This is a genomic window from Serratia sp. CY76391 (genome assembly GCF_052166695.1).
Classification (GTDB): domain Bacteria; phylum Pseudomonadota; class Gammaproteobacteria; order Enterobacterales; family Enterobacteriaceae; genus Serratia; species Serratia nematodiphila.
In genome coordinates, this window is the sequence record NZ_JBJNOJ010000008.1 from 56,344 (window position 1) to 80,237 (window position 23,894).

The 23,894-nt window shown below is 57.3% G+C and carries 24 protein-coding genes, 2 tRNA genes and 1 other RNA gene; 11 read left to right on the plus strand and 16 right to left on the minus strand.

Features of this window, described 5'->3' with window-relative positions; translation table 11 throughout:
- The first annotated feature begins 104 nt into the window (after positions 1–104).
- Complete coding sequence (locus ACJ8PN_RS15550) at positions 105–398, plus strand: hypothetical protein (protein WP_015378107.1); 294 nt, start codon at positions 105–107, stop codon at positions 396–398.
- Between the two features lie 263 nt (positions 399–661).
- On the opposite strand, the gene ACJ8PN_RS15555 is transcribed toward ACJ8PN_RS15550, so the two are convergent.
- The gene (locus ACJ8PN_RS15555) at positions 662–838 is read right to left on the minus strand and encodes a GhoT/OrtT family toxin (protein WP_015378105.1); all 177 of its coding nucleotides are present in this window, start codon (positions 836–838) and stop codon (positions 662–664) included.
- 826 nt (positions 839–1,664) lie between these two features.
- Between ACJ8PN_RS15555 and ACJ8PN_RS15560 the strand changes: the two genes are divergently transcribed.
- Entirely contained in the window at positions 1,665–2,354 is a 690-nt protein-coding gene (locus ACJ8PN_RS15560; protein WP_004932239.1) for an alpha/beta hydrolase, read from the plus strand.
- 124 nt (positions 2,355–2,478) lie between these two features.
- Here ACJ8PN_RS15560 and ACJ8PN_RS15565 read toward each other — a convergent pair whose 3' ends face one another.
- The 3 genes from ACJ8PN_RS15565 to yeaG form a co-directional block, all read right to left on the minus strand.
- The gene (locus tag ACJ8PN_RS15565; protein ID WP_004932237.1) at positions 2,479–2,709 is read right to left on the minus strand and encodes a hypothetical protein; all 231 of its coding nucleotides are present in this window, start codon (positions 2,707–2,709) and stop codon (positions 2,479–2,481) included.
- Between the two features lie 332 nt (positions 2,710–3,041).
- Complete coding sequence (locus ACJ8PN_RS15570) at positions 3,042–4,310, minus strand: YeaH/YhbH family protein (protein WP_004932234.1); 1,269 nt, start codon at positions 4,308–4,310, stop codon at positions 3,042–3,044.
- 132 nt (positions 4,311–4,442) lie between these two features.
- Entirely contained in the window at positions 4,443–6,377 is a 1,935-nt protein-coding gene (gene yeaG, locus ACJ8PN_RS15575) for a protein kinase YeaG (RefSeq protein WP_025303096.1), read from the minus strand.
- Positions 6,378–6,419: 42 nt separating this feature from the next.
- On the opposite strand from yeaG, the gene ACJ8PN_RS15580 reads away from it, so the two are divergent.
- Entirely contained in the window at positions 6,420–6,695 is a 276-nt protein-coding gene (locus tag ACJ8PN_RS15580) for a hypothetical protein (protein WP_153297016.1), read from the plus strand.
- Positions 6,696–6,803: 108 nt separating this feature from the next.
- Positions 6,804–7,568: a MipA/OmpV family protein gene (locus ACJ8PN_RS15585; protein ID WP_015378103.1), complete on the plus strand. Its 765-nt coding sequence runs from the start codon at positions 6,804–6,806 to the stop codon at positions 7,566–7,568.
- A gap of 94 nt (positions 7,569–7,662) precedes the next feature.
- On the opposite strand, the gene ACJ8PN_RS15590 is transcribed toward ACJ8PN_RS15585, so the two are convergent.
- Entirely contained in the window at positions 7,663–8,538 is an 876-nt protein-coding gene (locus tag ACJ8PN_RS15590) for a D-hexose-6-phosphate mutarotase (RefSeq protein WP_021503854.1), read from the minus strand.
- 83 nt (positions 8,539–8,621) lie between these two features.
- Positions 8,622–9,617, minus strand: coding sequence for a glyceraldehyde-3-phosphate dehydrogenase (gene gapA / locus ACJ8PN_RS15595; RefSeq protein ID WP_016927474.1), 996 nt, complete (start codon positions 9,615–9,617; stop codon positions 8,622–8,624).
- 348 nt (positions 9,618–9,965) lie between these two features.
- Here gapA and msrB point away from each other — a divergent pair, with 348 nt between their 5' ends.
- Both msrB and ACJ8PN_RS15605 read left to right on the plus strand, forming a co-directional pair.
- Complete coding sequence (gene msrB / locus ACJ8PN_RS15600; protein WP_004932219.1) at positions 9,966–10,379, plus strand: peptide-methionine (R)-S-oxide reductase MsrB; 414 nt, start codon at positions 9,966–9,968, stop codon at positions 10,377–10,379.
- A gap of 63 nt (positions 10,380–10,442) precedes the next feature.
- Positions 10,443–10,715 (plus strand): YeaC family protein, encoded by a 273-nt coding sequence (locus ACJ8PN_RS15605; protein WP_004932218.1) that lies wholly within the window; start codon positions 10,443–10,445, stop codon positions 10,713–10,715.
- 42 nt (positions 10,716–10,757) lie between these two features.
- Here the strand turns inward: ACJ8PN_RS15605 and ACJ8PN_RS15610 are convergent, their stop codons facing one another.
- The 4 genes from ACJ8PN_RS15610 to sppA form a co-directional block, all read right to left on the minus strand.
- Positions 10,758–12,035: a glycoside hydrolase family 18 protein gene (locus ACJ8PN_RS15610; RefSeq protein ID WP_442535054.1), complete on the minus strand. Its 1,278-nt coding sequence runs from the start codon at positions 12,033–12,035 to the stop codon at positions 10,758–10,760.
- A gap of 233 nt (positions 12,036–12,268) precedes the next feature.
- The gene (pncA, locus tag ACJ8PN_RS15615) at positions 12,269–12,901 is read right to left on the minus strand and encodes a bifunctional nicotinamidase/pyrazinamidase (protein WP_442535055.1); all 633 of its coding nucleotides are present in this window, start codon (positions 12,899–12,901) and stop codon (positions 12,269–12,271) included.
- Between the two features lie 22 nt (positions 12,902–12,923).
- On the minus strand, positions 12,924–13,940 hold the full coding sequence (gene ansA, locus ACJ8PN_RS15620) for an asparaginase (RefSeq protein ID WP_016927477.1): 1,017 nt from the start codon (positions 13,938–13,940) through the stop codon (positions 12,924–12,926).
- 93 nt (positions 13,941–14,033) lie between these two features.
- Positions 14,034–15,890 carry a signal peptide peptidase SppA gene (gene sppA / locus ACJ8PN_RS15625; protein WP_049186407.1) on the minus strand — a complete coding sequence of 619 codons (1,857 nt, stop codon included), beginning with the start codon at positions 15,888–15,890 and terminating at the stop codon, positions 14,034–14,036.
- A gap of 160 nt (positions 15,891–16,050) precedes the next feature.
- On the opposite strand from sppA, the gene ACJ8PN_RS15630 reads away from it, so the two are divergent.
- The 5 genes from ACJ8PN_RS15630 (at position 16,051) to ACJ8PN_RS15650 (ending at position 21,139) form a co-directional block, all read left to right on the plus strand.
- Positions 16,051–16,602 carry an NAD(P)H nitroreductase gene (locus ACJ8PN_RS15630; protein ID WP_004932204.1) on the plus strand — a complete coding sequence of 184 codons (552 nt, stop codon included), beginning with the start codon at positions 16,051–16,053 and terminating at the stop codon, positions 16,600–16,602.
- Between the two features lie 157 nt (positions 16,603–16,759).
- Positions 16,760–17,803 (plus strand): selenide, water dikinase SelD, encoded by a 1,044-nt coding sequence (gene selD / locus ACJ8PN_RS15635; RefSeq protein ID WP_286093353.1) that lies wholly within the window; start codon positions 16,760–16,762, stop codon positions 17,801–17,803.
- An 8-nt stretch (positions 17,804–17,811) separates the two neighbouring features.
- Entirely contained in the window at positions 17,812–18,921 is a 1,110-nt protein-coding gene (gene mnmH, locus ACJ8PN_RS15640; RefSeq protein WP_411261020.1) for a tRNA 2-selenouridine(34) synthase MnmH, read from the plus strand.
- A complete protein-coding gene (locus ACJ8PN_RS15645; RefSeq protein ID WP_442535056.1) occupies positions 18,921–20,846 on the plus strand; it encodes a DNA topoisomerase III in 1,926 nt (641 codons plus the stop codon). Before mnmH ends, ACJ8PN_RS15645 begins: the two co-directional genes overlap by 1 nt.
- The gene (locus ACJ8PN_RS15650) at positions 20,843–21,139 is read left to right on the plus strand and encodes a YnjH family protein (RefSeq protein WP_171454163.1); all 297 of its coding nucleotides are present in this window, start codon (positions 20,843–20,845) and stop codon (positions 21,137–21,139) included. The genes ACJ8PN_RS15645 and ACJ8PN_RS15650 overlap by 4 nt, the downstream gene beginning before the upstream one ends.
- Positions 21,140–21,160: 21 nt before the next feature.
- Here the strand turns inward: ACJ8PN_RS15650 and ACJ8PN_RS15655 are convergent, their stop codons facing one another.
- From ACJ8PN_RS15655 to ACJ8PN_RS15680, 6 genes are all read right to left on the minus strand, one after another.
- Positions 21,161–21,562, minus strand: coding sequence for a pyrimidine (deoxy)nucleoside triphosphate diphosphatase (locus ACJ8PN_RS15655; RefSeq protein WP_437189778.1), 402 nt, complete (start codon positions 21,560–21,562; stop codon positions 21,161–21,163).
- Positions 21,563–21,606: 44 nt separating this feature from the next.
- Positions 21,607–22,413 carry an exodeoxyribonuclease III gene (xthA, locus tag ACJ8PN_RS15660; RefSeq protein WP_004932192.1) on the minus strand — a complete coding sequence of 269 codons (807 nt, stop codon included), beginning with the start codon at positions 22,411–22,413 and terminating at the stop codon, positions 21,607–21,609.
- Positions 22,414–22,514: 101 nt separating this feature from the next.
- Positions 22,515–23,087, minus strand: a complete 573-nt coding sequence (locus tag ACJ8PN_RS15665; protein ID WP_004932190.1) for a TIGR00730 family Rossman fold protein — start codon at positions 23,085–23,087, stop codon at positions 22,515–22,517.
- Between the two features lie 169 nt (positions 23,088–23,256).
- Positions 23,257–23,384, minus strand: a non-coding RNA gene (locus ACJ8PN_RS15670) — RtT sRNA.
- Positions 23,385–23,431: 47 nt separating this feature from the next.
- Positions 23,432–23,516 (minus strand) — tRNA-Tyr (locus ACJ8PN_RS15675).
- 189 nt (positions 23,517–23,705) lie between these two features.
- Positions 23,706–23,790: transfer RNA gene (locus tag ACJ8PN_RS15680), tRNA-Tyr, on the minus strand.
- Positions 23,791–23,894: the final 104 nt, after the last annotated feature.

Below are 23,894 nucleotides of genomic sequence, written 5' to 3' on the forward strand. Positions count from 1 at the left end.
CTTTATTTCCGCGTTGGCCTGGAACTCTTTTGCGCCCGCGGGGTCGATTGGCGTACGAATGCCTGGCGGTTTTTGCACTGTGATGACAGATATAATTTATTGATATGAAAGATTATAAAAACACTTCGGGCACAAAAATCCTGCTGCTGTTCAGCCTGGCGTTTTATACGCTGTTGCCACCGTTGCTGACGGCGGTCGTGTTCAACCGTTTCAATCTTAATCCGTTCGCGATCGTCAAATTTTTTCACTTCAACCCGTTTTTGGCCGATCGGGGCATACCCGGTTATCAGACTTTCTTCTACTTGCTGATGCTATGGTTGGGGTTGAATGCTTTGCTCTGGCTGCTGGTGTGGGGAGCGGGGCGATTGTATCAGCGCTGGCGATCGCCGCGCGGCTGATAGTTTCTCAAAGGGGAAAGTTGCCTGGGGAAATGACTTTGCATTCAATAATGAGACGTATTATCATTTTATTCGCCGGTGAGGGGAAAAGGGTTGTCTCCTTCTGTGCCCCCCGATCCGGCACGACATTGCTCACATTGCTTCCCGTTTTCATGCCAGCCTTGCGCTGGCACTTTTTTATCCCACGCCAAAAACCATGACGTCGGTGGTCAGCCTCTTTTCATTAATATGACTGTTAAAAGCCAGCGCGCGGCATTGGGGCGTTAGAACAGCGAAAACAGCAACACCACCGGCAGGCTCAACGGCCAGGTTAACCCGATGGTCAGTGCGCTGATACAGCGAATTTTGACGGTGTCCCGGCTAACCAGGTAGGTGAAAACCATAGAAACTAACAGACCAATAAAATAACAGTATTGCGTTGCAACCCACAGCGGTGACATGAAACCCGATCCCAGTTGTATTTTTACGCGCGAATTCTAGGAGCTTGGCGGGTGATAATCAATGACCAAAGGCCCTTTATTCAAACCTTTATCCATAAGTATGCATAATTTATTTCTATAAAGAACGTAGGGTTATTAGCGGCTTTATGTTTATTGCCAAAAGAAATCAACAGCATAGTTACCGGTAACATTTTGCGTCAGGCAAGCCATCCTTCTGGAGTGAACTCCGCTGAGCAGTTAAAGAGTCGGTGAAGGGGGAAACGCAGTGGGGTTATGACTCATAAAAATTAATGATGTATTTGCGGACGGCAAGGCTAAGGTGAGGTGGCGTCGGGTTTGGCGGTACGTGAACCCTTCAGGCGCCGGTTTTAGCGCATCAGTCGCGATGCGCCGCTTGCCCGCCAGGGAGGGGGATGGTTGTCGTTACGGGTTTAATGAATGTTAAGACCGTAGACGAACAGCCACGAAAACAGCAGCGCCAGCAGGCATGCCATAAAAACGATGGAGATCATTTCCTTCACAACTTCATTCCTTTTCCCGGTGAGCCAAATTTACTTCTCTTTGTTTTTGCGCGAAATTTTAGATCGGTATGGGTAAAAATCCTAGTTTTAATCCTTTTTTTTCCCGGCCTTGCGGCGTAAGCCGCTTCGATAAGCCGTGGCGGCGGTGGAAAATCGGGGACGTTAACTCGTCGTAGCTATTGCTGAACGCCATGAGGCTGACTATATAAAAGGGGGACTGCGTGGCGTCGAAGGCAGCCAGGCTCGCCCCTTGCGGGGGCGTTCATCTGCCTGCGGCGCTTTCCTATGAGATGAAGGAGTCAGCAATGAGCACAAAACCAACTATCGTGCTGGTACACGGATTCTGGGGCGGCGCCGCGCACTGGAGTAAGGTCATCATCGAGTTGTCGCGCAGGGGATATACGGCGATTCATGCGGTGGAAATGCCGTTGACGTCGCTGGCTGAGGATGCGGAGCGTACGCGTAAGATGGTCGCGCAGCAAGCGGGACCGGTATTGTTGGTCGGGCACTCTTACGGCGGTGCCGTGATCACGGAAATGGGCAACCAGCCTAACGTGGTTGGCCTGGTCTACATCGCCGCGTTTGCGCCGGATGCCGGTGAAAGTGCCGGCGGTATTACGCAAGCGCATCCTCCTGCGGCAGTCGAGAATCTGGCCCCGGACAGCGACGGTTATCTGTGGATTAAAACCGACAAGTTTCACGAAAGCTTTTGCCAGGATCTGACCGCCGACGAGGCATTGGTGATGGCGGTGGCGCAGAAAGCCCCGCTGGCCGATACCTTTGGCAACACCATCGGCGAGCCCGCCTGGAAACATAAGCCGTCATGGTATCAACTTTCCAGCGACGATCGCATGATAGCGCCGGAGAATCAGCGGCGCATGGCGCAGCGGCTGCAGGCCAAGAAAGTGATGGTGCTGAATGCCAGCCATGCCTCGCTGGTTTCCCATGCCGATGAGGTGGCGGGTTTGATTGACGAAGCGGCCGGTTTGAAATAAAGCAGGGGCAGGAAGGTTCGACATTCTGCGGCAGATTATCCCTTCGCTGATATCGCTATAACAGCATCATCAACGCGACGGCGGCGGCAATAATGGCGTAGAGGTCTGCCTTACGCATATCGCCTTAGCGCCCGTTAACGCCGATCATTTCTATTGCCGCGCGATGCAGCCGCTGAAAATAATCATCGGGCTGCTTTTCTATCTCCTGGATAAGGCTGGCGAGCAGGTTCTGTTTGGTTATCGGCTTGTTGGCGGTCAACACCAGCAGCACGTTTTTGCCGAGCAGGCAACATATTTGCTTATGGTATTCATCAACATCGTGCTTGTTGAGGCCATAGAGGGTGTAGTCGATCATGATGTCTAACCTGCTGACAGGTAAATGCCCGCCGCAGCGGGCTGAGAAGCCATAGAAAAATAAAATGAGGCAAATTTCGCTTAGGAAGAGACTTAAGCGATGGGGTAACGATAACTGAATGGGAATATTCCTATCAAGCCGTGCGGGGGTGAGCGGCGGATGTTTAGGAATAACCTCAGAAGAACAAATAATAGAGAGGACCGTTCTGGGGAATCTGACTTATTATTGTTATTGTTTAAAAAGCAAACATGGGTTTTGCAAATATATAATGCGAAAAAGAAACAGCCGGAAAACGGTGCTTTCCGGCTGTGGTGACATTCACGCGGCGTTATTCACACGGTCTGCTTACGGAACAGTTCGCGGAATACCGGATAGATATCGTCCGGTTCGCGGATATGCTGCATGGCGAAGTTGTCGAATTTCGCCTGCAGATCCTCGTATTCTCGCCACAGCGTTTGGTGAGCGCGGCGAGTGATTTCTATGTAGCTGTAATAACGCACCATCGGCAGGATCTTTTTCGCCAACAGCTCATGACACAGCGGTGAATCGTCGGCCCAGTTGTCGCCGTCCGACGCTTGCGCGGCATAGATATTCCATTGCGCCGGGTCATAACGCTCTTCGACCACGTCATTCATTAACTTCAGCGCGCTGGAAACGATGGTGCCACCGGTTTCCTGCGAATAGAAGAACTCCTGTTCGTCCACCTCTTTCGCCTGGGTGTGATGGCGAATGTAGACCACCTCGACGTTTTTATAGGTTCGGCTCAGGAACAAATAGAGCAGAATGTAAAAACGCTTGGCCATGTCTTTGGTCGCCTGGTCCATCGAGCCGGACACGTCCATCAGGCAGAACATCACCGCCTGGCTGGAGGGCTCCGGCCGGCGCTCATAGTTTTTGTAGCGCAGGTCGAAGGTGTCGATAAACGGCACGCTTTCGATTTTCTTGCGCAGTTCGGCAATTTCCTTGCGCAGCCGCTCCTCTTCCAGCAGTTGCACCGGCTCGGTATTTTCCAACTGGGTCAGCGCGTCTTCCAGTTCGTGCAACGCGCGCCTTTTACCAGCGGTCATGGCGGTACGTCGCGCCAGCGAGTTCTGCAGCGAACGCACGACGCTGATGTTGGCCGGCACGCCATTGGCGGTATAGCCGGCACGATGGGTTTTGAACTCGGTCAACTGCTTGTACTGATTCTTTTTCAGATTGGGCAGGGCGAGATCCTCGAACAAAAGATCGAGGTACTCGTCTTTGGAGATCTGGAAGACGAATTCATCCTGGCCTTCACCGTCCTGGCTGGCGTTGCCCTGGCCGCCGCCACCGCCTGCGCCGCCCTGAGGCCGCTCAACGCGATCGTTCTGCACGAAGTGGTCATTGCCTGGGTGAACGCGATGGCGTGTACCGCCGCGCCCCTGATGAAACATCGGTTCGTTGATATCGTCAGTGGGGATGGAGACCGACTCCCCGCTGTCTACGTCGGTGACCGAACGCTTGTTGATGGCTTCGGCAATCGACTGTTTGATTTGCGACTTGTAACGGCGCAAGAAGCGCTGGCGGTTCACCATGCTCTTGTTTTTGCCGTTCAGCCGTCGGTCAATGAAATAGGCCATACTTCCCCCAAACGACGTTGCCAACTCTTCATGTCCCGGTCGCGACAGCGCAATGTGTAAGCCCCTCCTTGGGCTGCGCTGCAACGTCCATGACTGTGGACATGGCCCTGATAATGCCGCTTACCTGAGGCGTTATGAGGATTTTCTGACCCGCAGATACCATTCACACAACAGGCGCACCTGCTTGCGGGTATAGCCTTTCTCCATCATGCGGTCGACGAAGTCGTCGTGTTTTTTCTGCTCGTCCGTCGACGTTTTGGCGTTAAACGAAATCACCGGCAACAGCTCTTCGGTATTGGAGAACATTTTCTTCTCGATCACGGTGCGCAGCTTCTCGTAGCTGGTCCAGTTCGGATTGCGGCCGTTGTTGTTGGCGCGAGCGCGCAGCACGAAGTTCACGATTTCGTTGCGGAAATCTTTCGGGTTGCTGATACCGGCCGGTTTTTCAATTTTCTCCAGTTCGGCGTTCAAAGACTCGCGGTCGAACAGCTGACCGGTGTCGGGGTCGCGATACTCCTGATCCTGGATCCAGAAGTCCGCGTAGGTCACGTAACGGTCAAAAATGTTCTGTCCGTATTCCGAGTAGGATTCCAGATAGGCGGTCTGGATCTCTTTGCCGATAAACTCGGCGTATTTCGGGATCAGATAGCCTTTCAGATGTTCGAGGTATTTCTCGGCCAAATCCTGCGGGAACTGTTCGCGTTCGATCTGCTGCTCCAGCACATAGAACAGGTGCACCGGGTTGGCTGCCACCTCGGCGTGATCGAAGTTGAATACCCGCGAGAGGATTTTAAAGGCGAAACGGGTGGAGAGGCCGTTCATGCCTTCGTCAACCCCGGCGTAGTCGCGGTACTCCTGATAGGACTTGGCTTTCGGATCGGTATCCTTGAGGCTTTCGCCGTCATACACGCGCATTTTCGAGTAGATGCTCGAGTTTTCCGGCTCTTTCAGCCGCGACAGCACGCTAAAGCGCGCCAGCGTTTCGAGGGTGCCCGGCGCGCAGGGCGCGTGAGTCAGCTCGCTGTGATCCAGCAGCTTGTCGTAAATCTTGATCTCTTCCGACACGCGCAGGCAGTAAGGCACCTTGACGATGTACACGCGGTCGAGGAACGCTTCGTTGTTCTTGTTGTTACGGAAGGTCACCCACTCGGATTCGTTGGAGTGCGCCAGAATAATGCCGCTGAACGGCAGGGCGGAGATGCCTTCGGTGCCGTTGTAGTTGCCTTCCTGAGTTGCTGTCAGCAGCGGATGCAGCACCTTGATCGGCGCTTTGAACATCTCGACGAATTCCATAATCCCCTGGTTGGCGCGGCACAGTGCGCCGGAATAGCCGTAGGCGTCCGGATCGTTCTGCGCGTGGTTCTCAAGCTTACGGATGTCCACTTTACCGACCAGCGCCGAGATATCCTGGTTGTTCTCATCGCCCGGTTCGGTTTTGGCGATGGCGATCTGCTCCAGGATGGAAGGGCGCACCTTCACGACTTTAAACTTGGTAATATCGCCGCCGAACTCGTGCAGGCGCTTCGCCGCCCACGGCGACATGATGGTGCCGAGATAGCGACTTGGGATGTTGAACTCTTTTTCCAGGATTGAGGCATCTTCCTGAGGGTTGAACAGGCACAGCGGATGATCGTTGACCGGGCTGCGTTCGCCGTTGGCGCTGAGGGTGTAGATGGGCACGCGCTGCATCAACGCTTTAAGGCGTTCTGCCAGCGAGGATTTACCGCCGCCCACCGGGCCCAGCAGGTAAAGGATCTGTTTCTTCTCTTCCAGGCCCTGCGCGGCGTGTTTCAGGTAAGAGACGATCTGTTCGATGGCCTCTTCCATGCCGTAGAATTCTTCGAAGGCCGGATAGCGTGCGATCACGCGGTTGGAGAACAGGCGCGACAGGCGTGATTCTAGCGCAGTGTCGACCATCACAGGTTCACCGATAGCCATCAGCAGACGTTCGGCCGCGTTGGCATAGGCACTGCGATCTTGCCGGCAAATGGTAAGAAATTCCTGCAGTGTGAACTCTTCGTCCTTGGCAGCTTCGTAGCGCTGGCGATAGTGGTCAAATATGTTCATGATGCCCGTCCTTTCGTTATTAGCACAGGTTAAAGAGAGCGTGTGATAGTGTTCTGGCTCCCGAAAGATGAGAATACGCCTGAGTACAGCAACCCGTATGCCAACTTGGTGCGCTTATTATCGCGAGTTGCGCTGTATGCCACTGGGCCCAGGATAAATTCACCTTCTGATTTAAGCTTAGTTTGCTTACCGGAAAATTTCCTGCCGCAGAAAAAGCTTTTTTTAAGTCATATCAATGACTCAGTTATTACCGTGGAAGCCAAATGCCTTGTCTGGCGCGGCCTGCGGGATAAAACGTCATCGTTCCGCCATGATTAATTCATAATTCCGCTATAAGTTATTCGATCTTGGTCGTTTTCCTTTGTAAAGATTAGGCGCGCAACTAAATTTTCACATAAACTATCGCGGCTATTAACCCTGTAATTTATGGAAAAAGAACCAGTGAAGATTTCAAAACTCAAAACGCTAGCAATTATCGCTTCCGCAATGGTTTGTGCGCAAAGTGCTCAGGCGGGGACCTGGTCACTCGGTGCTGCCGCGCTGGTTAGTCCGGACGCGTATCGCGGCTATCAGGACCGCGTTTATCCGGTGCCCGTCATCGACTATGAAGGTGACGACTTCTACTTCCGTACTCTGACCGCCGGTTACTACCTGTGGAAAGATCAAGAAAACCAGCTGAGCATCATGGGTTACTACACGCCATGGGGCTACCGTCCGGGCGACAGCGACGACGATCGCATGAAGCGCCTCGACAAGCGTCGCGGCACGCTGATGGCCGGCCTGGCCTATTCGCACAACGCGGAATGGGGCACCCTTCGTACCACGTTCACCGGCGACACGCTGAACAACAGCAACGGGCTGGTGGGCGATGTCGCTTATCTGTACAAGTTTGATCTGGACGCGCTGACGCTGGTCCCGGGCGTGGGCGTGATGTGGAACAGCAAGAACCAGAACAAATATTACTACGGCGTCAGCGCCAATGAATCACGCCGCAGCGGCCTGGACAGCTACACCCCTGGCGATAGCTGGGCTCCGTATCTCGAGCTGAGCGCCAATTATCAGATCAACAAAAGCTGGAACGCCTTCTTCGTCGGCCGCTATGTGAAATTGTCGGATGAAGTGAAAGACAGCCCGATGGTGGATAAATCTTACACCGGTTTGTTGATGACGGGTGTGAGCTACACCTTCTAATCACGCATTGCACAATTATCGTGCATGTCGTGCATCAAAAAGGGGCGCCGGCGCCCCTTTTGCACATTTGTAGTGCGCTTCCGCGCACGGTTCCTCAGGCCTTCTTACGACTGCGGAAGGTGACACCCAAACGGGCGGGTTGCTCGCCGGCAGCGACCAGCGGTTTGCTGACGCGCCCGGTCTCGATGCAGACCATGGTCTTGTAACCGTCGTTCGGCATATCCCCCATGCTGCAGGAGAGTTCCACACCGGGGTTCCAGGCGATGACGTCGCTCATATGATGGTGGTGAACCTCGATGGTGCGTGCGAGCGCCGGATCGCGGATCTGGCTGAAGGCCTCCGGGCGGGTGTAGACGCGGTCGGTTTGGCCGATGAATGTCACTTCGCCCGTCTGATGCGCCTCTGCGCCGCCCGCCACCTTGTCGATATAAGGCTCGCCCAGGCCCGCCACGCTGACCCGATCGATGTCGCCGACCTGGAAGTAACTGTGCAGCGCCGCCGTGGCTTGATAATCGCCGTGCGATTCCAGCTCAATCTCGCACTCTTCACCCAGCTTGAAGCGAGCAATCAGCGTGAAGGCGTGCGGCCACAGTTTGCGGGTCTGCTCATTGTCTTTCAGCGTAAAGGTCAGGATGACGCCGTTCTCATCTTCATCGTGCGCCGTCAGACTCCAGGGCTGGTTGCGGGCAAAGCCGTGGGAGGGTTGCGCCACCGGGCCGAACCACGGCCAGCAGATCGGCACGCCACCGCGGATGGCCTTGCCTGTGGCGAAAGGCGTGTTGTTGCTGAGCCAAATCACCGGCTGCTCACCGCTGGGCTGCCAGGCCAGCAAATGCGCGCCTTGCAGCGCGACGGCCGCGCGCACTTTCGGGTGCGACACCACAACCACGCCCAGCTCATCGAGTTGCCGCTGGCTGATATAAGGAGAAATTTGTTCGGAAACGGGCAGGGTGAAAATTTTCTCGTTCATTTCATGACCTATTGTTTGCCGGAGAGACAAATAAAAAAGGGCGACAAAAATGTCGCCCTCATTATCAGCTTAACATCATGCCATTACTTGGAGATGTGAGCGATCAGATCCAGAACCTTGTTGGAGTAGCCGGTTTCGTTGTCGTACCAGGAAACCAGTTTTACGAAGTTGTCGTTCAGTGCGATACCGGCTTTGGCATCGAACACGGAAGTCAGCACTTCGCCGTTGAAATCGGTGGAAACCACGTCGTCTTCAACATAGCCCAGAACGCCTTTCATAGAGCCTTCAGCGGCGTCTTTGATGGCTTTCTTGATTTCTTCGTAGGTAGCCGGTTTTTCCAGACGCACGGTCAGGTCAACAACGGACACGTTAGGGGTCGGTACGCGGAACGCCATGCCGGTCAGTTTGCCTTTCAGCTCTGGCAGAACCACGCCAACCGCTTTCGCTGCGCCGGTAGAAGAAGGGATGATGTTCTGGGATGCGCCGCGGCCGCCGCGCCAGTCTTTGTGAGACGGGCCATCAACGGTTTTTTGAGTAGCGGTGGTGGCGTGAACGGTGGTCATCAGGCCTTCAACGATACCGAAGTTGTCGTTGATGACTTTAGCCAGTGGCGCCAGGCAGTTGGTGGTGCAAGATGCGTTGGACACGATGTCCTGGCCGGCATATTTGTCAAAGTTGGCGCCGCGAACGAACATTGGGGTCGCATCTTTGGATGGGCCAGTCAGAACCACTTTTTTAGCGCCGGCGGTGATGTGTTTACGCGCGGTTTCGTCGGTCAGGAAGATACCGGTCGCTTCAGCAACCACATCAACACCCACTTCGTTCCACTTCAGGTTAGCCGGGTCTTTCTCTGCGGTAACACGGATGGTTTTGCCATTAACAACCAGGTGGCCGTCTTTAACTTCTACCGTACCGTTGAAACGGCCGTGAGTAGAGTCATACTTCAGCATGTAAGCCATGTACTCTGCGTCCAACAGGTCGTTGATTGCAACGATCTCGATGTCAGAACGCTCTTGAGCAGCACGGAAAACAATGCGACCGATACGGCCAAAACCGTTGATACCTACTTTGATAGTCATATATTCCACCAGCTATTTGTTAGTGAATAAAAGGTTGGTTGTAAAATTACAAAAACCTTACCCAGCGTCAAGCGGAATCGTGTCAATACTTGCGGCAAGTCAAACCGGAAGGGTGGTTTTGCACGCTTATTGCACAGTCCATTTGCGCTCGGCCTCATCCGTTATATGGGGACAAGCCGCCAAGTATAAAGTCAGCATACGCAAGATGTGTGATCGTTATCACATATCATCGTGACGTGGCCTTTATGGGCTACAGTTTAGGCCAAAAACCCCTGCAGCGGTGTTAATTTTTTGTTATTATTAATCATTGTTTTCGTTGACATTATCCACATTCAGAGATAAGCACAAATGGCTAAAGAGACAACCCCCGGTCATCCGGTCACGGAACTGAATGAAATCCAACGTTATGTGACGCAACAGCGTGGCACCGAAGCGCCGTTCAGCGGCAAATTGCTGCACAACAAGCGCGAGGGCGTGTACCATTGCCTGTGCTGTAACCAGCCGCTGTTCTATTCCGAAACCAAATACGATTCCGGCTGCGGCTGGCCGAGCTTTTATGAGCCGGTTTCCGCCGATGCAATCCGTTATCTTGATGATAATTCACATAATATGCATCGTGTTGAAATCCGCTGCGGCCACTGCGATGCGCATCTGGGGCACGTTTTCCCTGATGGCCCGCAGCCGACTGGCGACCGCTACTGCGTCAACTCCGCCTCGCTGAGTTTCACCGATGGCGAAAATGGCGACCAAACGGCCGGTTAAGTGGTAATTTAATCAACAAAATCGATTCAGCTAATTATTCATCTGTAAGCGAGAAGGGCTCTGATGGACGTGAAAGATCTGATTGCGGCGATGACGCCCGAGATATACCAGCGCCTGGTGCAGGCGGTTGAGCTGGGCAAGTGGCCGGACGGCGTGGCGCTGACGCCTGAGCAGAAGGAAAACAGCCTGCAGGCGGTGATGCTGTGGCAGTCGATGAACAACGTCGATCCGCAGCACATGAGCATCGGCACCGACGGGCAGATCGTGATGAAGAGCAAGCAAGAACTGAAGCAGCAGTTTGTTGCCGAGCCGCTGGTCAAACTTAAACCGCAGTAAGCTGTCCCTAAAGCGGGGCGATGTCGCCATCGCCCCGTCGATTTACCGTTTCTCGCCTTTTATTCCCAGCGACTCCGCCAGCTGTTGCGCCAGCCGGTTATTGTCGTCCGCGCCGTACTCCCAGAACATCGCTCCTCCCAATCCCTGGCTTTTGATGTACTCGGCTTTGATAGCCACCGAACGCGGGTTCTCGTAGGAGATGGCGAACAGCGGTTTGCCTTCGGTGGATTGCAGCGTCAGGTATGGCACTTTGGCGTCGTCATCCCAGTGCTCGCGGAAACGCTGCTGCGGATCGTTGAGCAATTTGCTGACGATATCGCGGTATTTAAAGTAAGTGTCTTTGCTGAGATCCAGCCCCAGTGCATTGAACAGAGCGGTTTCTCGCGCACTGAAATAAGGCTGCGTCACCGGATGTTTGGCGGCGTCCGGCTTGTCCCAGTCGATGCCCGCTTCGGTAGCCCGTTTCGGCACCCGGCCGTAGAAACCGATACCCAGGTTCATCTGTGCCGGTTTCAGCCCGGTGGCCAGATAATGTTTTACCACGGAATCGGCGCTGTAGCGGTCGGCGGCGGCTACGGTTGGCCAGCGCTTTGAATCGTACAGGTTGGCATTGAAGTACTGCGTGCCGTAAGCCATATCGTAGGTCATCAGATTGATGTAGTTGAGGTAAGGGGCAATACTTTTCACATCGACCCATTCCTGCGGGCTTTTGACGTTGGCCCCGACGGCGATGGTTAACAGCTTGCCTTTACCCAGCGCCTGATGAAGCTCTTTCAGCAGCAGGGTGAAGTTGTCGCGGTCTGCCGGTTGGCTTTCCACCAAACCCCAGGCGCCGTTTACCGGGTATTCCCAGTCCAGATCGATCCCATCCAGCCGGTACTGTGCGATCACCTGCAACGCGGAGCGAATGAAAATTGCCCGGTTTTCCACGGTGGCGGCGGCGCCGGAGAAACCGCGTGCACCCCAGCCGCCGACCGACAACAGCACTTTCAGCTCGGGGTTCTGTTTGCGCAGCACCGGCAGACGTTGCAGATCGGCCGTGACTTTCGGCGACAGGTAGATCTGGTGGCGGCGAGCGGGGTCTTTCAGCGCCGCATTGGTTTCGTCTTTCTCGTCGTTGTAGATCAGGCCAAACGAATAGTTGAGATGGGTGATTTGCGTCACGTCCAGCTTGTCGATGTCACCGCCGGGGCCGGCGGTAACGTCGCCGCCGCCGTTGAAGTAGCCGACGGAGAGATAGGCCGCCTGGGCCGTGCTTACGCCGGCCATAGCCAATTGCACCGCCGCCAGCAACGGCAGCAGTTTTCGGGTTATTTTCATGTCTGTCTCCTTGTGGTCGGCAAGGCCGACCGTACCGCCAGGGGCGGGCACAATAAAGCCGGGCTCAGTGGGCCCCGGATGCGTATAACCAATTGACGCCAAACGCGTCGCAGCCATAACAGCAAAAGCGCCTGCCGGTCACAAGCCGTTGGGGAAGAAGAAAGGTGGTATTGTGAGCGGCGTCGATAATTTCGCCGCCGCGTAGAGAGGGCGCCGGTGGCGCCCGAGAGGATTTAGTTGGCGAGAAACTGTGACAGGGTAACTGGCTGTGCACCGGCGCGCGCCATGTCCTGCAGCGCTTGCTCACTGTCGCCCGGCTGCAGATTCACGCCGCGGCAGCCGTCGACGATCACCTGCGTCGGATAGCCGGCAGCCAGTGCATCCAGCACGCTGAACTTCACGCAGTAGTCGGTCGCCAGGCCCATGATCGCCAGCCGCCGGACGCCCTGCGATTGCAGCCAGCCGTGCAGTTCGGTCTGCGCACGGTGGCCGTTATCGAAGAACGCGCTGTAGCTGTCGATGCTCATATCCTGCCCTTTGCGAAAAACGGCATTGATGTGTTGCCGCTGCAATTGAGGATGAAAATCGGCGCCGTGGCTGCCTTGCACGCAGTGCACCGGCCACCACACCTGCGGCAGGCCTTCCAGCTCGCCGAGGGTGCCGACCTGCGCATGGGAGTTCACCGCAAAGCTGCGGTGATTGGCGGGATGCCAGTCCTGGCTGGCCACCACCGGCTCGCCCCGTGCCAGGCAGGCGGCGATCGCCTGATTGGCGACCGGGATGACGGCGTCGCCCTCAGTGACCGCCAGCGCGCCGCCGGGGCAGAAATCGTTTTGCAGATCGATCAACAACAGGGCCGTTTTCATCGCCGCTCCAGAGTTCAGTAGGTTAACCGTTGATGCTCAGCTCGCCGCGCAGATCTTGCTGCATCAGGGCGCGGATTTGTTCCGGCGTCAGCGGCTGGCTCAACAGATAGTGCAGCTTGGTCAGGGCGGCTTCCACCGTCATGTCGAAACCGCTGATCACCCCGGCATGCGCCAGCGCGTTGCCGGTGGCGTAGCCTTCCATATTGACGCGCCCGGAGATGCACTGCGTCAGGTTGACCACCACGATGCCGCGTTCAGAGGCCGCACGCAACTCGTCGATCAGTTCGGCCTTTTGCGGCGCGTTACCGACGCCGTAGGAGCGCAGGATCAGCGCCTTGACCGGCTGCAACAGGAAATTACGCACCACCGCGCCGGAAATGCCCGGATAGATGGTGACCACGCCGATCGGCTGCGGCGTGATGTCATGCACCTGCAACGCGCCGTTGCAAGCCGGGCTGTCGATGCCTTGCTGGCGGCGAATGTGGATGCCGGCTTCCAGCAGCGGCGGCAAATTCGGGGAGGCGAAGGCGTCGAAGCCGTCGGCGTGCGCTTTGGTGGTGCGGTTGCCGCGGAACAGCTTGTTGTTGAAGAACAAGCTGACTTCGTTCACCGGATGGTTGGCCGCCAGATACAGCGCGTTGAGCAGGTTGGTTTGGCCATCGGAGCGCAGCTCCGCCAGCGGGATCTGCGAGCCGGTGACGATCACCGGTTTGGCCAGGTTTTCCAGCATGAAGGAAAGCGCAGAGGCGGTGAACGCCATGGTGTCGGTGCCGTGCAGGATCACGAAGCCGTCGTAGCGATCGTAGTTCTGCTTGATGTCGTCGGCGATGTGCTGCCAGTCTTCCGGCGTCATGTCTGAAGAGTCAATCAATGGCGCGTATTCATGAATGGTGAAATCCGGCATCTCCGGCCGATGGAATTCGGGCATCAGCGCCAGCTGGCGCTGCAGGTGGCCGGAAACCGGAATGTAGCCGTGATCGGAACGCTGCATGCCGATGGTGCCGCCGGTGTAGGCGACGTAAATGGATTTCTTTTGCATGGTTATGATTTTAACAAAGATAAGATGGGCTGAATTATAGGGACATGGCGGCAGAAAAAAAGCCCGGCGGTGGCCGGGCTGCAGAATTATTTGTTAGCGGACTTCTCCGCAGGTGAGACAGATCGCATAACGGTTTTGCGGATCGTTCAGGTTATTGAACAAGCCCGGTTGTTCTTTCACCGCGTTGGCGACCGAAGCCAGCGGGGCGGGCAGCATGGCCTGAATCGCGGCCGGCAGCATGGCGTGAATGGAAACGCCAAACTGGCTGAGCACCATATCGCTCAGGCTTGGGGTATCGACGAACCAGTCGAGCTGCCACTGCTGCAGTTTCGCCAGCTCGGCGGCTTTCTTCACCGCGTCGTCGAAATCGCCCAGTTGATCGACCAGGCCGTTGGCCTTGGCGTCGCTGCCGAGCCAGACGTGGCCCTGTGCGATTTGGTCAACCTGCTGCGGGGTCATCTTGCGTGATTTGGCGACCAGATCGAGGAAGTTCTTATACCCGTTTTCGATATTCAGCTGCATCATCTGCGAGAACTCCTGCGGCAGCGCCTTGGTGACCGCGATATCGGCCAGCGGCGAGGTCGCCACGCCGTCGGTGTGCACACCCAGCGTATCCAGGGTTTTCTCGTAGGTATTGATGATGCCGAAAATGCCGATAGAACCGGTCAGCGTGCTCGGGCTGGCGATGATATAGTCGGCCGGCGTCGAGACCCAGTAGCCGCCCGACGCGGCCATGCCGCCCATCGACACCACCACCGGTTTGCCGGCGGCGCGCACGGCGGCCAGCTCGGAGCGGATCACTTCGGACGCGCTGACGCTGCCGCCTGGGCTGTTGACGCGGAACACCACGGCCTTGACGGCCGGATCCAGACGCGCCTGGCGCAGCTCGGCGGCGGTGGTGTCCCCCCCGACGTTGCCCGGCGTCTGCTGGCCGTCCATGATGGCGCCGTTGGCGAACACCACGGCGATCTTGCCGCCCTGGTTGGCGTCCGGCTTCGGCTGATAGTCGTAGATGCTGATGGCGTTGAAATCGTTCGCCTGCTTGTCCCAGCCGAAGGTCTTGACCAGCTGATTTTCGATCGCGGTGCGCGACGCCAGCTCATCCACCAGCTTATTGTCCAGCGCATAGCGGGCGGTGTCGCCACCGGCCGCCTGCAGGCCGCTCAGCACGCCGGCTGCGCCCGGGAACAGCTGCTGCGGCGTCAGTTGGCGGTTGGCGGCCACGGTCTCCAGGTAGTTCTGCCACAGGCCGCCGATCCAACGGCTGTCCGCTTCGCGCGCCGCCGGGGACATATCGTCGCGGATCAGCGGTTCGACCGCCGATTTATAGGTGCCGACGCGGAAGATATTGGTGGTGACCTTGAGCATGTCCAGCAACGACTTGTAGTACAGGTTGTTGGTGGCGAAACCGTGCAGATCGACCGCGCCCTGCGGCGACAGGAAGACCTTGTTGGCGTAGCTGGCCAGGTAGTATTGCGTTTGGTTGTAGCTGTCGCCGATGGCGAAGATCGGTTTGCCGCTGTCGCGGAACTCGCGCAGCGCTTTGCCGATATAGCGCAGCGACGGCTGATCGGCGCCGGCGAAGTCATTCAACTGCAACACCATGCCGGTAATGTTTTTGTCGTCTTTGGCCTTGCGGATGCTGTCGACTACATCGAACAGCGAGTTTTCCTGCAGGCGGCTACTGGAGGCGCCCAACAGTTCGCGGCCCCATTGCCGCACCCGGTTGTTTACCGAAGGCTGATCGACCACCACGCCGCTTAAATCGACCAACAGCGCACCGCGCGCCGGGGCCGTCGAGGTGGAGGAACTTTGGAAGGACAGATAGATGCCAACCCCAACCAGGATCAGCAAGACCAGGAACAGGTTAAGGATCAGTTCCCTGATAAAATTCAGCAGACGCCATGTCCACCGGAAAATGCCGGCAAAAATTTGCCACAATGTGCGCATGTGCTCTCCAACAAGAGTCGAGAATGTTCCGCTATCCTAATGAGCGGCCGGGTAAATGTCAGCTTTAAATCGCGACTCACAGACGCTATCGCCGAGGCTGTAACTCGTCGTTTAGCTATGTTAACGTGGCCGGAATGAAAATTGTTATCAGGAGTTTACGATGGATGCTCTGGATCTTTTATTGAATCGCCGCTCGGCTTCGCGTCTGGCGGAACCGGCGCCGGCGGGGGAAGTGCGCCAAAATATCATCAACGCGGGCCTGCGTGCGCCCGATCACGGCGCGCTGCAGCCGTGGCGTTTCGTGATGATCGAGAATCAGGGTCTCGAGCGCTTCAGCCAGCTGCTGCAGGCGGCGGCGAAGCAGGATCAGCTGGACGAAGCGGCGATTGAAAAAGCCACCAAGGCGCCGTTCCGCGCGCCGCTGATCATCACCGTCATCGCGCATTGCACTGAGGAAACCAAGGTGCCGCGCTGGGAGCAGGTGGTTTCCGCCGGTTGCGCCGTGCAGGCGATGCAGATGGCGGCGCTGGCGCAGGGCTTTAACGGCATCTGGCGCACCGGCGCCTGGACCGAGCATGCGCTGGTGCGCGAAGCCTTCGGCTGCCGCGAGCAGGATGAGATCGTCGGTTTCCTCTACCTGGGCACGCCGCAGCTGAAGGCCGCCACCAAAGTGACGCCGCCGGACAGCACGCCTTTCGTCAGCTATTTCTAAGTTTTTTCCAACGGGGCGCGGCGAAAATGCGCCAAACCCCGCAAAATTGCATGGTTTCTGAGCAGGCCGCTCGCTTATCCGCGGTGCGCTCTTATCAATCCCCTCGGCAAGCGCTACCCTATGTTATCTTGAGTGCCGTTACCGAAGGGAGTGGACTATGACATCGCCAGCGATCCGTTTAACCCAGTACAGCCATGGCGCTGGCTGCGGCTGCAAAATCTCACCGAAAGTTCTCGAAACCATCCTGCACAGCGAGCGGGAAAAATTTGTCGATCCGCGTCTGTTGGTCGGCAATGAAACCCGCGACGACGCGGCGGTGTATGACATAGGCAACGGCGTCGGCATCATCAGCACTACCGACTTCTTCATGCCGATCGTCGACGATCCGTTCGATTTCGGCCGTATCGCCGCCGCTAACGCCATCAGCGACGTGTACGCCATGGGCGGCAAACCGATCATGGCGATCGCCATTCTCGGCTGGCCAATCGCCAAACTGCCGCCGGAGGTGGCGCAGCAGGTGATCGACGGCGGGCGTTTCGCCTGCCAGCAGGCGGGGATCGCGCTGGCCGGCGGCCATTCCATCGATGCGCCGGAACCTATCTTCGGCCTGGCGGTCACTGGCGTGGTCAATACCGAGCGAGTGAAAAAGAACAGCGCCGCACAGGCCGGGGCGCAACTCTATCTGACCAAGCCGCTGGGCATTGGCGTGCTGACGACCGCCGAGAAGCAAAGCAAGCTGCGCTCTGAACATCAAGGGCTGGCGACGGACGTGATGTGCCGTCTTAACAAGCCGGGCGCCGACTTTGCCGAAGTGGCGGGCGTCACGGCGATGACCGACATCACCGGCTTTGGCCTGTTGGGCCACCTGAGCGAGGTTTGTCAGGGCTCCGGTCTGCAGGCGACGGTCTGGTTCGATCGGGTGCCGAAACTGCCGGATGTCGAGGCGTACATCGCCGAGGGCTGTGTGCCTGGCGGCACCGGGCGCAACTTCGACAGCTACGGCCATCTGGTGGGCGAGATGAGCGATTTGCAGCGCCAACTGCTGTGCGATCCGCAAACCTCCGGCGGTTTGCTGTTGGCGGTATTGCCGGAGGCGCAGGCGCAGGTGCTGGCGATTGCCGAGCAGCACGGCATCACGCTCAATCCTATCGGTGAGCTGCATGCCGCACAGGCAGGTAAACCGCTGATCGAGGTTGTGTAGTGTCCAAGATGCAAGGCAGGCCGGACAGCGCCGATTATCAACACATTTTTCTGCAGGACGTGCCGCTGATTGACGTGCGTGCGCCGATCGAGTTTCAGCAAGGCGCCTTCGCTCAGGCGTTGAACCTGCCGCTGATGGTCGACAGCGAGCGGCAGGCGGTGGGCACTTGTTATAAGCAGCATGGTCAGCAAGCGGCGATTGCGCTCGGCCACAGCCTGGTGAACGGCAAACTGCGCGAACAGCGCACCGCCGCCTGGCTGGCGGCCTGTGCGCAGCGACCCGAAGGTTATATTTACTGTTTCCGTGGCGGGCTGCGCTCACAGCTGGTGCAGCAATGGCTGCATGAGGCCGGCGTCGAGTACCCGCGTATCACTGGCGGTTATAAGGCGTTGCGCAATTATCTGCTCGGCGTGTTGGCGCAAAGCGCGGCATTGCCGATGGCCCTGGTGGGCGGCAATACCGGCAGCGGCAAGACGTTGCTGGTCAACGAACTGGCCGACGGCGTCGATCTGGAAGGCGCGGCGCGCCATCGCGGTTCATCTTTTGGCCGAACGCTGGCGGGGCAAAGCTCACAGATCGATTTTGAGAATCGTCTGGCTGTGTTATTGCTGAAAAAACAGCATGGTGGCAGCCGCCGTTGGGTGCTGGAAGACGAAGGGCGGATCATCGGCAGCAACAATCTGCCGTTGCCGTTGTTCAACGGCATGCAGCAGGCGCCGGTGGCGGTGATCGACGATCCGTTTGATATTCGCCTGGCACGCCTGCAGGCCGAATATATCGACGGGATGCGCGAACAGTTCGAACAGGCCTATGGCGTGGAAGAAGGCTGGCGGCAGTACGACGACTATCTGCATCACGGCCTGTTCGCCATTCGCCGCCGGTTGGGCCTGGAGCGCTTCCAGCAGCTGACGCAGCGGCTGGAAGCGGCGTTGCGGGCACAGCGTCTCAGCGGCCAGGGTGACGCGCACCGCGAGTGGTTGGCGCCCTTGTTGCAGCAGTACTACGATCCGATGTATTGCTATCAGTTGGAAAAGAAAGCCCAGCGGATCGTCTTCCGTGGGAACTATGCAGAAGTAAGAGAATTCTTGATGACGTTCAGCCAGAAAAACGGTGATTAATGCGACTGTTCATAGCCGAGAAACCGAGTTTGGCGCGCGCCATTGCCGACGTCTTGCCCAAGCCGCATCGCCGCGGCGACGGTTATATCGCCTGTGGCAACAACGACGTGGTGACCTGGTGCGTCGGCCACCTGTTGGAGCAGGCCCAGCCTGACGCCTATGACAGCCGCTATGCGCGCTGGTCGTTGGCAGACCTGCCGATAATTCCCGAAAAATGGCGGTTGCAGCCGCGGCCTTCGGTCAGCAAACAGCTCAACGCCATTAAAAAGTTGCTGCTCGAAGCCGATGAAGTGGTTCACGCCGGCGACCCGGATCGCGAAGGGCAACTGCTGGTGGATGAGGTGCTGGACTACCTGGATTTGACGGCGGAAAAGCGCCAGAACGTGCGCCGCTGTCTGATCAACGATCTCAACCCGCAGGCGGTGGAGCGCGCGGTTGAACGCCTGCGCGACAACCGTGACTTCATCCCGCTGTGCGTGTCTGCGCTGGCGCGTTCGCGCGCCGACTGGCTGTACGGCATCAATATGACCCGCGCCTACACGCTGCTGGGCCGCAACGCCGGTTACGACGGCGTGCTGTCGGTAGGCAGGGTGCAGACGCCGGTGCTCGGATTGGTGGTACGGCGTGATGAAGAGATCGAAAACTTTGTGCCAAAAGACTTCTTTGAGGTCAAGGCGCACATCGTCACGCCGAAAGAAGAACGCTTCGTGGCGCTGTGGCAGCCCAGTGAGTCCTGTGAGCCTTATCAGGACGAAGAGGGGCGTTTGCTGCACCGGCCGTTGGCGGAGCATGTGGTCAAGCGCATCGAGGGCCAGCCGGCGCTGGTCACGTCTTATAACGATAAACGGGAATCGGATACCGCGCCGCTGCCGTTTTCGCTCTCCACGCTGCAAATCGAAGCGGCCCGGCGTTATAACCTCAGCGCGCAACAGGTGCTGGACGTTTGCCAGCGGCTGTACGAAACCCACAAGTTGATTACCTATCCGCGTTCCGACTGTCGCTACCTGCCGGAAGAGCATTTCGCCGGCCGCCACGCGGTGCTGAACGCCATCAGCGTGCACCAACCCGAGCTGTATCCGCAGCCGGTGATCGACAGCGATCGCCGCAACCGTTGCTGGGACGATAAAAAGGTCGACGCGCACCACGCCATCATTCCCAGCGCCCGCGCCGGCAAGATTAATCTGACGCAGGATGAGCGGAACGTGTATGGGCTGGTGGCGCGCCAGTATCTGATGCAGTTCTGTCCGGATGCGGTATTCCGCAAATGTGTGATCGAGCTGGATATCGCCGGCGGCAAATTTATCGCCAAGGCGCGATTCCTGGCGGAAGCCGGCTGGCGTACGCTGCTGGGCAGCAAGGAGCGCGACGAGGAGAATGAAGGTGCGCCGCTGCCGGTGGTGGCTAAAGATGATGAGCTGTTGTGCGAGCGCGGTGAAGTGGTGGAGCGCCAGACGCAGCCGCCGCGGCCGTTTACTGACGCCAGCCTGTTGTCGGCCATGACCGGCATCGCGCGGTTCGTACAAGATAAAGCGCTAAAGAAAATCCTGCGGGCGACCGATGGTTTAGGTACGGAAGCGACGCGAGCGGGGATCATCGAATTGCTGTTCAAGCGGGCGTTTCTGTACAAGAAGGGACGCTATATTCACTCCAGCGAAACCGGGCGCGCATTGATTCACTCGCTGCCGGATCTTGCTGCACGCCCTGATATGACGGCCAACTGGGAAGCCACGCTGACGCAAATCAGCGAGAAATCCTGCCGCTATCAGGACTTTATGCAGCCGTTGGTCGGCACGCTGCAAGAGCTGATTTATCAGGCCAAGCAGAGCCGGGCGAGCATGGCGTTTCGTGGATTGCCGCCGCCGCCCTCCAGCGGAGGCAAAAAACGCAGGAAAAGCGCCGGCAGGGCGCAGGAGAAGAGTGAATGAAGCGTGGACTCACTGGTGTATTGGCTGCCGCGGCCCTGATATTTTCCGGCCTGGCCGCCGCCAATCGCGGCGATGTGGACGTGGTGCTACCGGTTTCGCCGGAGATCTGGGGCGCGGCCAAAAGCGGCGACAATCTGCCGCCGGCGCAGCCCTGCAGCCGTTGTTGCGTCTACCAGAATCAGAACTATTCCGAGGGGGCGGTGCTTAAAGTCGAAGGGGAAGTGCTGCAGTGCGTGCGTGAGCCTAATACTATCGGCACCAACCCCTTGATTTGGGTACGATTAAAGAAGTGACGATGTAACCTATTACCGCACTCAGCGCGCCTCGCCTTGCGTGGCGAGATAATCCGCCAGCAGTGGAACGTCAGCGGGCGCCAGGGGGTATTCCTGCGCCTGTTGCGGCGTGACCCAGACCAGCGCCGAATGGCAGCGCTGTTGCAGTTCACCGGAGAACTCCGCGACTCGCCAGGCATGCAGTCGGATGATGCGTTCGCCTTGCCGCCACTGATTGCTGCCCACATAGTTGCCGATACGGGCGCTAATCCCCAATTCTTCATCCAGCTCGCGCGTCAGCGCCTCCGGCTGGCTTTCGCCGGTTTCAACCTTGCCGCCGGGAAACTCCCACAGGCCGGCTTGATCGCTGCCTGCGCCGCGCTGGGCCAGCAAAATACGCCCATTTTGTTCCAGAATGGCGGCTACTACGTCGATAATTTTCATTGGCTTCACAGAATAAAACCCCGGCGAGCGCCGGGGGGATGGGATTACAGCGTGAATTCCGCCCAGACCGGCGCATGGTCGGAAGGTTTCTCCATGCCGCGGGTTTGGTAATCAATGCCGGTGGCGATGCAGCGCGAAGCCAGCGGGGTGCTGGCCAGCAGCAGATCGATACGCAGGCCGCGGTTGTCGTCGAACCCTTTGGAGCGGTAGTCGAACCATGAAAACTCGTCGTTGCGCCCCGGGTTGGCGTGGCGATAGGTATCCACCAGGCCCCAGTTCAGCAGGCGATCCATCCATTCGCGCTCTTCCGGCAGGAAGGAGCACTTGCCGGTGCGCAGCCAGCGTTTGCGGTTGTCTTCGCCGATGCCGATATCGTAATCACTCGGGCTGATATTCATGTCGCCCATGATCAGCACCGGGGATTCCGCCGACAGCTGCTGCTCCAGGTAGTTTTGCAGATCCTGATAAAAGCGTGTTTTAGCCGGGAATTTGATCGGATGGTCGCGGCTTTCACCTTGCGGGAAGTAGCCGTTGATCACCGTCAGCGTGCCCTGTGGTGTAGCCAGATCGGCCATGATGATGCGACGCTGCGCGTCTTCTTCATCGGTTGGGAAACCGCGGCGCACGGCCAGGGGCTCCGCTTTGGTCAGCAGCGCCACGCCGTAATGGCCTTTTTGCCCGTGATAGAACACGTGATAGCCGTGCTGGCTGACTTCTTCCAATGGGAACATGTCATCGTGAACTTTGGTTTCCTGCAGACCGATCACGTCGGGCTGGTGCTGTTCGATAATTGCCGCCAGCTGATGCGGACGCGCGCGCAGTCCATTGATATTAAAAGAGACAAACTTCATGAGCGGTGCCGTTTTCACGAGAAAAATGTGCTGTGATAGTAGCAGAGTTTGGCGGGAAATGTAACGCAGACAGCGGCAGGACCGCTGACTGCGCAGCGGGTTTATTTCGCCCAGCGGTCGTAATTTTTAGGTTGATAGTCGTCAAACTGTTGCAGCAGCGTCTGTGCCGATTCGCTGATGTGCAGGGTGCCGAGATAGTCGTGACGCATAAAGCCCTGATCGGCGACGTGCTCGAGGAACTGGCTCAGCGGGCGGTAGAATCCGTTGACGTTCAGCAGGCCGACCGGTTTGTTGTGATACCCGATTTGCCCCCAGGTCCAGATTTCAAACAGCTCTTCCAGCGTGCCGATGCCGCCGGGCAGGGCGATAAAACTGTCCGCCAGCGCTGCCATACGGGCTTTGCGCGTATGCATGTCTGGCACCACTTCCAATTCAGTCAGGCCGCGATGCGCCGTTTCCGCTTCAACCAGGCGCTCGGGGATAATGCCGACCGCTTCACCGCCCGCCGCCAACACCGCGTCCGCCACAATCCCCATCAGTCCTTTTTTGCCGCCGCCGTAGATTAAACGGCGCCCCTGTGCGGCCAGCAATTGTCCCAGTTGACGAGCCTGCTCGGCATAAGCGGGATTGACGCCTTCGCTGGCGCCACAAAAAACGCAAATATTGTTTCGCATCCACCTGTTCCTTACTGCACTAAAGAAGCCTGTGGTATAGCGAATTGTCGGCCGGAGTTCAAGTTACTGCTGGGAGTGAGGAGATAAAACATCAAGGTGAAAGCGGCGATAAATTGAGTTTATTGATACGAGGGCTATTTAATTAGGTTCGGGGATTTTTTGCAAGGTATGGTGGTGGGGGAAGGATGATTCGTCGCTGCGCGACTCACCCTGCGGGCCGCGCTGAAGCGCGTTGTCTCACTGCGTGAGACTCGAACCTTGGTCGAAGCTTCTCATCCTTCCCCAATACGGAGCATTATGGAAGTGATGTGCTTTAATTAGGTTCGGGGATTTTCTGCAAGGGATGGTGGTGGGGGAAGGATTCGAACCTTCGAAGTCAGTGACGGCAGATTTACAGTCTGCTCCCTTTGGCCGCTCGGGAACCCCACCATGGTATTCATGGATTTGCTGATTTTTTAAGGAATCGGCTAAATTCCTATTGTGCACTTCTTAGGATTACCGCGCTAAAGCGCGTTGTCTCGCTGCGCTCGGCTCGAACCTTGTCGAAGCTTCTCATCCTCCCCCTCGGCGTTTAATGATATTTCAGCTTTCGCTTCAGGTTCATCAACAAAGAGAAGATGGTGGTGGGGGAAGGATTCGAACCTTCGAAGTCAGTGACGGCAGATTTACAGTCTGCTCCCTTTGGCCGCTCGGGAACCCCACCATATACATGGCTATTTAACTGGCCTTGCTTGCGAGAGCGCTGTCTCGGTAAGCGGGGCGCATCATATCAAATGAAGCGGATGTGTAAAGTATTGAAATGCAGAA